Genomic DNA, 11,890 nt, shown 5'->3' with positions numbered 1-11,890 from the left:
TTGATAGACCCCTGACATTGGATATCCCTCTTCTCATTAAATCTTATTATCTCATCTGTAGCCAGCTTTTAGAGAATTAGTATTAAATACCAATTTTTGCTCATCCGAATCCAAAACTTTTACTTTTTTAATGTAAGCACGATTATGCTCAAGCTTTGAGATATACTCATTGAAGTTATCCCATTCTCGCTCAATTTCATCAAAAGCAAATGCTACTTTATTTTCATAGTCATCAACATTTCTAGGTCTGTAAAATTTTGACATTACATAGATCCAGACATAATAGTGTCTATGACTATCAATATTTTGCTTAAAGCTTATATTTTGATGAGACAAGAGTTCCTGATAGCATAGTATCCCATAATAATACAAGTCAAGTTTAGAAATGTCTTTGTAGGAAAGAGACTCAAAATCGACTTTTCGGAAAAGCTTTTTGTATCCACTTTCGGTAAGTTTACCTTGTACAGCAAAGCACACTTTTATAAATAATGATCTCTCAAATATATTTTTGAGCCTTACATAGCCAGACCTTAACCCATCACTAAATTCTCCCCTTTTTCTTTCTAGCAAAAGACCATAACGATAAAACAGGATATGCTGTAAATTAATGAGATCTTGATCATTAGATCGTCTATCTGCATAGGTAACAGCAGATTGCTGATTAGTAGCCCTCGAAATGTCTTCAATTAATTGATTTTTCTTCGAGTCTTCAAGATTCTCTGATTCCTCAAAGGTTATGATTTTCAGTAAGACTTCTTTATTTTCAAAAAGTTTTTGGCGTGCATCCTCTGAGTTTTCTTCATAGATACGACTTAGAGTAAAAGCAGTTTGACCACCATTTATTATTTGTGGGTTAATTACAGTTAACTGTGCACGTCCTTTCTGCCCAATTCTCTCATTTACATAAGTTTCATCAGAAAGCATTGTTATTCCATTGTTAAACAATGCAAACTCATTTGTACAACTTCTTTCAATGGTTTCTCGGATAGCTGCATTTACATTTTTTCCTTCTAAATCAAGATAGCTTCTAGGATTATATTTTAAGATCGAGTTTTTATACTTATACATAATCTTTGCTATTTCAATCGTTGGAACAAACAATACAGTTATTTCACATTTTCTCAGTTTAGTTTCAACGGAATAACTTATTTTTGCTCCTGCATTTTTATTGCTTAAGTCAATATTAATATTCAGTGCAGATTCGTTATAATAAGTTCCTGATACAACAGGATAAACCAGTGTATTATAAGATTTCTCAAAATCTACTACCTCTGTAGGAAAGCCTCCTGTTAGCATCTTCAGTTTACTATCTGTTAATTTGCTGACATTCGCTAAAATAATAACTTTGTATTTGTAGCGCCCAATATCTTCTATTTGAGCAATCTTTTTCTTGAGATCTAATATCTTTGAATTGTAAGGTGTATCATTCTCATAACAATCCTCCCCATCTAATATTCGACTAATATCCATTGCCAAAACTTCTTCAGCTTTAATGGATTTAGTCTCAAAATTTTCTCTTGTAGTGCGAAACTTAGACTGAATAAAATAGATTGTTCTATATTCTAAACTAATGTAGTAACCATCAATTCCAGCGTCTGATGTTCCATCTGTAATATATTGTTCTCTTTCTAAAAATTTTAACAATCCGAAACGCACTTTAAAGAACAAATGTATAAATGCTTTTGCTCTTGCTTGGTTTAACCCCTCTAAATCTAATAGATCTGGGTGATAGGATTTGTATTGAGGTGGAGCTTCTGATATTAAATGATCAAGAACATTTAATAAGATTTCGTATTTATTCATTATCCTCCTAGTAGCTCACGAGTCCTTGAATGTAGTATTCCCTCAAGACTTAAATTTTTACTACTTAAACAGGGCAGAAGCTTTTTTCTGTAAGCTTACGCTGCTAGGCAGGTTAGTAAAGCAACAAGCACCAAGTAGTATCCTTACCGATAACTCAGCGGGCTAACTATTTATTATACGGAAAATGTACGTATAATCTTTTTTTAAATCCTAATATATCAAGCATTACAGCTACCTTCTTTCTGGATATACGGAAAACTTCTTTTTTAAACCCCTGTTTTGGATATTATACAGAATTTTTCCGTGTATCCCTTGGTGTTATATAGAAATTTTCCGTATAACATCCCTATTTAGGATATTACACGGAATTTTCTGCACAACTTTCAGGGGTTCGCCAAGCTGGTATTCAAAAAAGGTGGGTTGTCATACGTTTCGCCACAGTTTTGCTACTTATTTATTACAAAACGGCTACGACATCCGCACAGTGCAGGAATTACTCGGACACAAGGATGTAAAAACCACGATGATTTACACCCATGTACTTAATAGGGGTGGTAAAGCTGTTCGTATTCCGCTTGATTATAACTACTGGCATATATTTTGCATGAATTTTGAACACCTAAAATGGTACAAAGTTAACACCCTACTTTAAAAACCCTAAGTGAAGAAGTTTTATCAGGACAGCAGAAGATTGCGGACTTGTTTTATGAACAAAAGTTCATTACAAAGAAAATCAACGTTAAGGATGCGACTCTCTCTGCTGAACAGTATGCTGCTTTTACTCCAACAGATGTTAAGCCTTAAGCATTTCTCAAATTATGATACGACCACAAACACATGACAGATGAAAGAAGTCAGTTAAAAACCACTTTTGATCGAGTAGCACTGTTGTATGACCAAGTTCGACCAAGATATCCAGAAGCGCTTTTTGACGATGTGGTATCTCTTTCAGAAATCACTTCAGACGGAAGGATATTAGAGATTGGTTGTGGGACTGGTCAGGCAACTGTGCCCTTTGCCCGCCGGGGTTATCGTATACTCTGCATTGAGTTGGGTGAGAATCTTGCTACGGTTGCCCAAAAAAATCTGGCTGCTTATCCGCAAGTAGAAGTGCGTAACATCGCTTTTGAGGATTGGGTGACTCAAGAAAATGCTTTTGATTTAGTGATTTCGGCGACTGCTTTCCATTGGCTTGACCCAAGTATTGCTTACAAAAAAACGGCTCAAGCCCTCACATCTGAAGGAGCGATCGCGCTATTTTGGAATGAACATGTATATAGTGATGCTAGTAATGGCTTCTTTGAAGAAGTACAGGAGCTATATCAAAGTTTAGCTCCTCAACTGGTTAAAGACGATGAGCCTCCTTTGCGTGAGCAGGAAGTCCCTAATAAAACAGGTGAGATTCAGCAAACAGGTTTGTTTGGTGAAGTAGTCTATCGCTCTTATCGATGGGATGCAACATACAACAGTGCAAGTTATCTCAACCTCTTAAATACTTACTCCGGTCATCTAAATTTAGATCGCATTACAAAAGCGCGTTTTTTCCATGCGATCGCTGAATTAATTAATACCAAGTTCAATGGTCAAATTACTAAAGGTTACTTAACTACTTTATACGTAGCCCACCTATTGTAATCTTATCTAAATCATTTTGCAGATATGATTAAACAGTTACGTTTTGTAAGGGGGACTGTTACCCCAACACAAACACCCGTTGTGTATGGGATTTTAAACCCCTTTGAGTAGGATAAAAATTGTCCTTGAAGAAGTTTACAAATTAGGCAGGCGTAGGCGACTGGCGTTTTCCTTGGACTTACTCCGTAGACGCTTTTTTGCTTTCAACTTTGAGTCTTTCCTGCAAAAAGACGTTAAAACAGATTGACAACTTGGGGAAAATTTGGGATTATCAAACTACGGTAATTCAGTAGATTTTTAGTGCTTTATAAAACTTAAATACATCTAAAACCCTTACAGAGGAATGGTTTTTGTCGAGTGCAGTCGGTGGCTTGAATATGTTACCAGATGTAATCGCCTCAAGGCTGGAAACATTCTTCAACTTTGTAGTGCTAAAGTCGTGTCACCCAGAAATAGCAATTGCCTCACACTCACCAACATAGATTTTCCACAGGATATTCGGAGATAGAAACTAATGATTAAGAGTCCAGAGAAACTTGCAGATACAACAATTCAATTTTCGGCTCCGGTGAGAGCAAATTCACCGGAACTCCAGCAGCTTTTTGATTTTATTGCTCTGGGGGCAAGTGAGCGCGATCGCGATCGCATCCTTCCTTATAATGTGGTTGAATTGATCCGGCGTTCCCGGTTAGGTTCGTTGCGAATCCCCGTTGCCGAAGGTGGCGGTGGTAGCACGGCGCGCGAACTGTTTGAGGTCGTGATTCGGCTGGGGGATGCTGATCCAAATGTCGCTCACATTGTGCGGAATCATTTCTCAGTAACAGAGCGGATTTTGCGTTCTGAGCGCACCCAGAGGAATCGCCGATGGCTCAAGGCCGTTGCTGATGGTGCAATTATTGGACTCGCTACAACTGAACTGGAAACCAAGCGATCTGGTGGCGGTCAAGTCGTGAATACAAAATTAACACTTGATGGCGACGGCTATCGGCTGAATGGTACTAAGTATTACAGCACTGGCAGCCTTTACGCAGACTTGATTTTCGTGCGTGTGTTAGTACCTGATGACACGAAAGCATTTGTACTCATTCCTACCAACCGCGAGGGGATTGACCTTGTGGATGACTGGGATGGATTCGGACAAAGACTTACAGGCACAGGAACAACTACTTTCACTAATGTCCGTGTAGAAACAGATGAAGTAATTTTTGAGACAGACACAGACAAAGACAACCTGCCATATAACATTGTTCCGCAATTATTCCTGACAGCAATCAACGCTGGCATTATTCGTAGCGTTCTGCGTGATGCAACAACCCTCGTTCGTACCAGACCCCGGACTTTCTACCATGCCGTAAGCGAGCAAGCAACAGAAGATCCAATCTTGCAGCAGACTGTTGGACAGATTGCCGCCAATGCCTTTGCTGCCGAAGCGATTGTTTTGGCAGCAGCTGATGGTCTTGATCGCCTCCCTGCTGCCCAAGCCCAAGGAGAGGAAGCAGAAACGGCTGCGGCACTGGCAACTTCTCTGAGTGCATCCAAAGCCAAATTGATTGTTGATGACCTAGCACTACGTTCGGCCACCTTGCTGTTTGAAGTGGGTGGGGCTTCCACAACAAAGAAAAGCTCCAACTTTGATCGTCATTGGCGCAACGCCCGTACCTTATCCTCACACAACCCAAATCATTTTAAGGCTCGTGCGATCGGCGACTACGAGATCAACGGTACACCATTGCCGCAACGGGGATTCTTCTAATTTTGTTCAGATCCCTGACTTCTAACATGCGCGAAACTACTTGATGAGTATTTATCAGAAGTCGGGGATCTCGCAGCCAACCGAAACCGTTGAGAGGAACTATGAGTACAATTGATACTACTTTTTTGAGAGCAAGTAAAGAGGCGATCGCCTCTCTAACAGATTATCTCCAAAGCCCATTATCCCAAGCTCTCCGGCAGCCAGTACTGCTAGGATTGTTCTTACCGATTCATCACGGTGGTTGGAGTTCTTCTAGCCTACCGCGTACTACAGACTGGTCATTTAATTACAATGCCAAACTGACCCAAAAGGCAGAGGAGTTAGGTTTTGACCTGATTTTTGGCTATTCCACATGGCAGCCAAAGGGCGGACAGGGGCCAACTCGCACAGAAGCAGGTTTAGATGCCTTCATTGCTACTGCTTCCCTTGCTGCCATTACCTCACGCATTCTATTAATCTCAACAATTCACGTTCTCTACGGGCCTTGGCATCCCATCCATCTGGCTAAATTTGGTGCGACACTTGACCACATTTCTAAAGGTCGCTGGGGAATTAACGTTGTCACTGGACACAGGGCTTATGAGCATGAACTGTTCGGCTGGAGCCAAATCGAACATGATCGCCGCTATGAACTTGCTGATGAATTTGTCACCGTCCTCAAACGACTCTGGTCGGAAACAGAGAATTTTTCTTACAAGAGTCAAAGTTCTTGGCAGTTTAAGGATGCTTACATCAGCCCCCGCCCGCTTTATGGTCGCCCCATCCTAGTTAACGCCACTGGCTCGGATGCTGGCATCGAGTTTGCAAGTCGCCATTCTGATATCGTATTTATCACCAGTCCGGCTGGCGGTGACATAGAAAGCGCCTTGTCGTCGTTACCCGCCCATACAGCCCGTGTCAAACAATCGGCGATCGCTAATGGTAGACAAGTCCGCACTCTCCTAAATCCGCTTATTGTCGTACGTGAAACTGAAAAAGAGGCGGAAGAATATGCTCAGGCGATTATTGACCATGCCGATTATCAGTCAATTGCTGGACGTTCTGGCGTTAGCAGCGATGCACACGCCTAGAGGGGGCATCAAAAGGGAAATCTGCGTCATGGCGTTGGTAGTGCGATCGGCGGTAATGTGCAGCTAATCGGTTCACCCGAACAAATCACCGAGCAACTTCTGCAACTCAATAAAGCTGGTGTCGATGGGTTCCAGCTTGCCTTTTATGATTTTGAGCCGGATCTGGATTTCTTCGGTAAGCGCGTTCTACCACTACTGAAACAGGCTGGACTTAGGTTTTAAGGGGAATTGGGGGTTGAAATTTAAACGCAGAGGAACACAGAGGTAAGCGCAAAGGAAGGCAAAGTTTATTTGAGTCCATTTGCTAAAAATTTGACCGAGGATTACGGTTATTAGCAACTAACGGTTTAATTAAATTAAAAGAAAATCCTAAACAATTTGTAACCCAAAGAGATATTTCTGCTAACCCGAAAAACTTGCAAATCAAAGAAGTAGAAGGTGTACAAGTTGTCCGAGCTATTAATGATCTAGATTTCATTGTATCTTCTGCTCAAACTGTTGCACTTGCAGGGATAGAACCTAATTCTATGGGTGAAGAAACAGCTTAAGACAAGAAATACGCTCTTGCATTAGTTTCATTACAAGGTCGAGAAAATGAACCAAAGATTCAAAAGTTAAACAAACTACTCGTCCATCCAAACGTCAAGGATTTTATCAATAAAGAATACAAAGGAAGGATTATACCAGTTTTTTAGAGATTGTCGCTCAAATCGAAGAATTTTTTTGATATTTGTGTCTATGGTTCTTTTACAGTTTATTTTCTCACTACTTGAGTGTAGATTCACATAGAAATACCTGCGCTAAATTCTCATAGTCAAAGATAAAGAAATATTGATTAGATTTGAACAGCCCATCAAAAGGTGGTATCTTATTTCTTATACTACGGTAAATCAATCGTTTTAAAGTATTATAATTTTTATTATCATAGATATGGCTGCTTAAACTCCTAAAAATTGATATCAAGGAGTCAATTGTGGTGAATTATTTAAAAGAACACTGCTTTCAGTACAAACAAAAATGTTCTGCTAATACAATCTTTGCGATCGCAACATCTTTTCTTGGTTTGATAGCTTCTGGTTGCAGTCAACAAACAGCTATCAATGCCGCACCTAACTCAGATTCCTCTTCAAAAACTCTTAATACCAAAACTACAGATAAAAACAATGTGATTCGCTTGGGCTACCAAAAAGGTGGGATAATTCCCATTGCACGTCAACGGGGTGAGCTAGAGCGTCAGTTAGTAACGCAAAATATTAAAGTTGAATGGAGTGGGCCATTTGACCGTTGCGCTACGCTTTTAAGTTCTCTCAATGGTAATCGAGCGGATATTGGCGGCTGTGGTGATATTCCTTCCATCTGTGGAATTGCTGCTGGACAACCTCTTTGTATTGGTTCTGTACAGCGTCCTAGTCCAGATTCTTTAGGTAATGCCATCTTAGTTCGTGGTGATTATCCCATTCGTAAACCGGCTGATTTAGTAGGTAAAAAAGTTGCTGTTAATCAAGGTGGTGCAGGCGAATATCTGTTATTAAAAGTTTTGGAAAAAGAAAATATTCCTTCATATAAAGTCCAGCGAGTTTACTTATCACCGAATGACGCTGCACCTGCTCTATATCAAGGTTCTGTTGATGCGTGGGCAGTTTGGGAACCTTATATTTCCATTGCCCAATTAGAGCATAAGGCGCGAAGAATCACCACTACACACCCTGCTCCTACCTACGGCATTATGGTTGTTCGTAGTGATGCAGCTAAAGAAAATCCTGTAGCTGTAAAAGCTGCTCTCACTGCTTTGAGTGAGGATGGTAAATGGTTAAATCAACATACTAATGCTGCATCAGATTTTTTAGTTAAAGAGCTAAAAGTCTCTGATGCGGTAGCCAAGCAGGTGACTAAAAATCGAGGCCCAGAGTCTTACGTATTTCCTAATGCTGAAGATATCGCCAATCTTCAGAAAACAGCTGATTGGTTATTAGAGCAAAAAATTATTCCACAACGAGTAGATATTGCTACAGCAGTGTGTCCTTTAGAAACTACTGCTGTTAAGTAGGAAAGATGACAATAATATGCCCAAAAATAACGTGTCTATCAATTTGCAGCAAAATTTTTTCTTCTCTCTGGCTTGCTTGTTAGCTCTAGCAACAACAGCTTGCTCAGAGGTTAAGTCTACCAGTCCAACACCGATTGCTGCTAATCTTAGCTCATCCCAAATCGCACTATTGAATACAACTCAACTGCATGTTGCTAAATCTAAAGGTGGCTGGGACTTAAATTTAAAGTTAGCTAAACTAGATAATTTCCCTTATCAAACTCAATTTACTGAGTTTACTGGGGGTAATTTGATGGTACAGTCAATCAATGCTGGTGCGATTGACTTAGGCTCAGCTAGTGAAATTCCGCCGATTTTTGCAATTGAATCGAAAGCATCCGTAAAAATTATTGCCACTCTCAAAGGGCCTACGGTTGGTCAAGTTGTACTCATACCCAAGGACTCGACTGCCAAAACGATCGCTGACCTCAAAGGTAAGAAAGTGGGTTACGTTAAAGCTACAACATCCCACTACTTCCTGATTAAGATGTTGGAAAAAGTCGGGCTAACGATGAAGGATATCAATGCAATTCCTTTATCGATACCCGATGGACTAGCTGCTTTTCGTAAAGGACAGCTTGATGCTTGGGCTACCTACGGTTATTCCATCCCCCAAGCCAAAAAAGAAGGGGCGCAAGTACTAGAATCTGCAAAAGATATTTTGAGTGGTAACTTCGTAATTATTGCTTCACCCAATGCGATCGCCGATCCGCAAAAGAAAGTAGCGATCGCTGATTTTCTCTGTCGTTTGCAAAAATCCCAAACTTGGCGGGAATCTCATCTTAAGAAGTGGTCGAAGAATTATGCAAAGACCATTGATGTTGATGAAGGCATTGTTTATCAGGATGCCCAGCAAGGACTACAACAGCGTCGTCAAGAAGTACTTCCTGTTTCTGACGAAGCTATTGCTTCTCAGCAAAAGGTTGCTGATACCTTTTTTCAAGCGGGTGTAATTCCCACAAAAGTTGATGTAAAACAACTTTGGGACAGCAGTTTTAACGAAGATATCGCCAAATGCCAATAATTGTAGCAAGAAGTAAAAAGCTAAATGTCAAAATCACCTTATTTTTAATAAGGGTAAAAATATGTTTCATGGAATAGAAAGAGAATTATTAAATGGAGTACCTTGGTTATTTGGGCAACAGTCTCAATTACCACATCATCTCCAATTAACAGATCAGCAAGAAGATGAGATCCGTGATATTTGGGAATTCCCACCACAAGAATCTGCTGATCGTGAGCGTGTTCTTAAGCAGGAAATAAAACGGTTTGGGATTTTCAGCAAACTAAAAAGTTTTTCTTTAAAGGCGTAGGCGAGCATTTACCGCAGGCATCGCCAATAAATAAAGATAAGCGTTATCAGCTACTCAAATTAATAGAAAATTTCAACTAATTTGCAATGTGCAGTACAGCTTTAGTGGGGTAGCTTCTTTCAAGTATTTGGGTGACATCAACACCGCTTCGCTAACAGTCAGTAATTACTTTATTCGTAAAGCTTAATATTAGATAAACTAATTATTAGCTACTCATGATATTATGCTTTTCAGTATGATTAATCTCAATAAAATCTCATTTCATCCTCAAATACCGACATGACAACAACGACTGACCTCGATTTTGCCGCACGTGAGGCGTTGCGCCTACTCGGCCCCGATCCCGAAAACTGGGTGAGCGATCGCTCAGGCATTGACCACAATGTGACGATAGTAGGTGGTAGTGGCAGTGGCAGCACCTTCGCATTTGCCCTGCGGCGTGCCGGCATTGGCCGCGTGACAGTCATCGACGAGGCAGAGGACGAAGCCCATGCTGGCGTGTGGCTGACGCGGGCGCGGATGAAAAAGCTACGCACACCGAAAAACCTGCCAGGGCCAGAACTGGGCATTCCGGCGCTGTCATTTCAAGCTTGGTACGAGGCGCGGCACGGTGTTGAGGGCTATGCAGCGCTTGACCGCATTCCACGAGTGGCGTGGGCTGAGTACCTCAGCTGGTATCGGCATTTTCTGGGCATTCCAGTTCGGTATCGGACGAAGTTGGTGCGGATTGAGCCGGATGCAGATTTCTTTCGTCTACACCTAGAAGTGAACGGTGTCGCGCAGGTGGAAACCACACGTAAAATTATCTTCGCCAACGGTGTAGCTGGCACTGGTGGCCCAAATATACCGCCTGTATTGGCATCTCTGCCACGCACCTTATATGCACATACCGCCGATGAAATCGACTTCAATAATCTGCGTGGTAAAACAGTGGCAGTGCTGGGTGCTGCGGCCTCAGCCTTCGATGCAGCAGGAGTGGCACTTGAATCAGGCGCTAAAGCAGTACATTTGTTCGCACGACGGTCAGTGATCGCATCTCTGCCGATGAATCGCGTGCGAGGTTATCCTGGCGCTTACTATAACTATCTGCAACTACCTGATGCAGCTCGCTGGTTCCAAGCTTGGCGCTTTCATCAAGTTGGCTCTACACCACCACCAGACGCAATCGACCGGGTAATAGCGTTCTCTAACTTCCACCTGCATCTATCCGCACCTTGGAAAGCCGCTGACAATCAAGGGGATCGCATCGTCGCTGAGGTAAATGATGATGTTTTTGAGTTTGATTTTGCGATCGTTGGTACTGGTTACTTTGTTGACCCGACAAAGCGGCCGGAACTCGCCGAATTTGCACATCACATCGCACTTTGGCGCGATCGCTATGAAGCCCCAGCCGACCAGCGTGACAATCAACTCAGCACCCACCCTTACCTTGGCAGCGCCCATGAATACCAAGAGAAAGTACCTGGCAATGCCCCCTACCTGAAAGACATCCATGTGTTCAATCCTGCTGGCTTCGTAAGCTTCGGTCTGCCCATCGGTGACGTACTTAGTATCCGACGCGATGTGCCAGCAGTAGTGGCACGCATCAGCCATGACTTATTCTTCGCTGACTGGTCATCACACGAAGCTCGGATCACTAGCGGCAACATTTCGCCGGACTTCGACACATTATTGTATGCAGACGCGGTGTGGAAACAGCAAGCCAAGGTGGCAATTAGCTAAATCTGCGTAGCGTTTATAATTCACGCCTAATGTGAATTAAAATGGTCTGCAACCAGATGCAATCGCTAGAGGTAAGGTTAGCAACAACTTTTAATGCTAGCTGCTTACGCGATAAAGTACAATGCTTAATACCTATTTTCAATAAATAATGCTGATTAAATGTTTTAATCTCATTAACGATTAAAACAAATAACATCTGTTCTTGCTTGATCTAGCACTGAATTTGACACATTCGATAGGTTAAGTTCGCTATTGCCCACTGCTGCGTTAGGCGATACTACCTCAAACAACACCTGCTCTAGAAATGTCGAGTCCTGCGAATAGCCTGAAATAGCTCCTTCTGGAGTAACCACAAGGGTTTGTTCTTCAGCACCATAGATAATTGAGAGAAGATGATTTAACTGAAGGGGTGACAAAGAAGCTAAAAAGCAGATTGGATAAGGAACATAGCATGCAGACCCTTCTGAAAATAGGGTAATTTATTGGGCTTTAAACGCATAAGCTCATG

General features: G+C 41.7%; 10 protein-coding genes and 2 pseudogenes. 10 read left to right on the top strand and 2 right to left on the bottom strand.

The window, feature by feature from the left end; translation table 11 throughout:
- Positions 1-51: 51 nt before the first annotated feature.
- Positions 52-1,803, bottom strand: a complete 1,752-nt coding sequence (locus HWQ58_RS18900; protein WP_292865804.1) for an AIPR family protein — start codon at positions 1,801-1,803, stop codon at positions 52-54.
- A gap of 409 nt (positions 1,804-2,212) precedes the next feature.
- Between HWQ58_RS18900 and HWQ58_RS18895 the strand changes: the two are divergent.
- From HWQ58_RS18895 to HWQ58_RS18850, 10 genes and pseudogenes are all read left to right on the top strand, one after another.
- A pseudogene (locus tag HWQ58_RS18895) lies at positions 2,213-2,455 on the top strand (tyrosine-type recombinase/integrase); the annotation flags it as partial.
- A gap of 185 nt (positions 2,456-2,640) precedes the next feature.
- Positions 2,641-3,438, top strand: coding sequence for a class I SAM-dependent methyltransferase (locus tag HWQ58_RS18890; protein WP_292865801.1), 798 nt, complete (start codon positions 2,641-2,643; stop codon positions 3,436-3,438).
- Between the two features lie 514 nt (positions 3,439-3,952).
- On the top strand, positions 3,953-5,191 hold the full coding sequence (locus HWQ58_RS18885) for an acyl-CoA dehydrogenase family protein (protein WP_292865798.1): 1,239 nt from the start codon (positions 3,953-3,955) through the stop codon (positions 5,189-5,191).
- 101 nt (positions 5,192-5,292) lie between these two features.
- Positions 5,293-6,261, top strand: coding sequence for an LLM class flavin-dependent oxidoreductase (locus tag HWQ58_RS18880; protein ID WP_292865795.1), 969 nt, complete (start codon positions 5,293-5,295; stop codon positions 6,259-6,261).
- A gap of 57 nt (positions 6,262-6,318) precedes the next feature.
- Positions 6,319-6,483 carry a hypothetical protein gene (locus HWQ58_RS18875; RefSeq protein ID WP_292865792.1) on the top strand — a complete coding sequence of 55 codons (165 nt, stop codon included), beginning with the start codon at positions 6,319-6,321 and terminating at the stop codon, positions 6,481-6,483.
- 104 nt (positions 6,484-6,587) lie between these two features.
- A pseudogene (locus tag HWQ58_RS18870) lies at positions 6,588-6,956 on the top strand (MetQ/NlpA family ABC transporter substrate-binding protein); the annotation flags it as partial.
- A gap of 278 nt (positions 6,957-7,234) precedes the next feature.
- Entirely contained in the window at positions 7,235-8,308 is a 1,074-nt protein-coding gene (locus HWQ58_RS18865) for an aliphatic sulfonate ABC transporter substrate-binding protein (RefSeq protein WP_292865789.1), read from the top strand.
- A 16-nt stretch (positions 8,309-8,324) separates the two neighbouring features.
- Positions 8,325-9,371 (top strand): ABC transporter substrate-binding protein, encoded by a 1,047-nt coding sequence (locus tag HWQ58_RS18860; RefSeq protein ID WP_292865786.1) that lies wholly within the window; start codon positions 8,325-8,327, stop codon positions 9,369-9,371.
- Positions 9,372-9,432: 61 nt separating this feature from the next.
- Complete coding sequence (locus HWQ58_RS18855; RefSeq protein WP_292865783.1) at positions 9,433-9,660, top strand: hypothetical protein; 228 nt, start codon at positions 9,433-9,435, stop codon at positions 9,658-9,660.
- Positions 9,661-9,981: 321 nt separating this feature from the next.
- Positions 9,982-11,382: an FAD-dependent oxidoreductase gene (locus tag HWQ58_RS18850; RefSeq protein WP_292865780.1), complete on the top strand. Its 1,401-nt coding sequence runs from the start codon at positions 9,982-9,984 to the stop codon at positions 11,380-11,382.
- Between the two features lie 173 nt (positions 11,383-11,555).
- On the opposite strand, the gene HWQ58_RS18845 is transcribed toward HWQ58_RS18850, so the two are convergent.
- On the bottom strand, positions 11,556-11,798 hold the full coding sequence (locus tag HWQ58_RS18845; RefSeq protein ID WP_292865777.1) for a hypothetical protein: 243 nt from the start codon (positions 11,796-11,798) through the stop codon (positions 11,556-11,558).
- Positions 11,799-11,890 lie beyond the last annotated feature (92 nt).

This window comes from Nostoc sp. LPT (assembly GCF_017115165.1).
In the GTDB taxonomy this organism is placed as follows: domain Bacteria; phylum Cyanobacteriota; class Cyanobacteriia; order Cyanobacteriales; family Nostocaceae; genus Nostoc.
Note: the sequence above shows the minus strand (reverse complement) of the source record. Positions and strands in the feature narration are given on the sequence as shown.

Excerpts from the sequence above, each read along its gene's own strand:
- HWQ58_RS18890 (WP_292865801.1), top strand. The coding sequence starts at position 2,641 with ATGACAGATGAAAGAAGTCAGTTAAAAACCACTTTTGATCGAGTAGCA.
- HWQ58_RS18880 (WP_292865795.1), top strand. The coding sequence starts at position 5,293 with ATGAGTACAATTGATACTACTTTTTTGAGAGCAAGTAAAGAGGCGATC.
- HWQ58_RS18885 (WP_292865798.1), top strand. The coding sequence starts at position 3,953 with ATGATTAAGAGTCCAGAGAAACTTGCAGATACAACAATTCAATTTTCG.
- HWQ58_RS18855 (WP_292865783.1), top strand. The coding sequence starts at position 9,433 with ATGTTTCATGGAATAGAAAGAGAATTATTAAATGGAGTACCTTGGTTA.
- HWQ58_RS18900 (WP_292865804.1), bottom strand. The coding sequence starts at position 1,803 with ATGAATAAATACGAAATCTTATTAAATGTTCTTGATCATTTAATATCA.
- HWQ58_RS18860 (WP_292865786.1), top strand. The coding sequence starts at position 8,325 with ATGCCCAAAAATAACGTGTCTATCAATTTGCAGCAAAATTTTTTCTTC.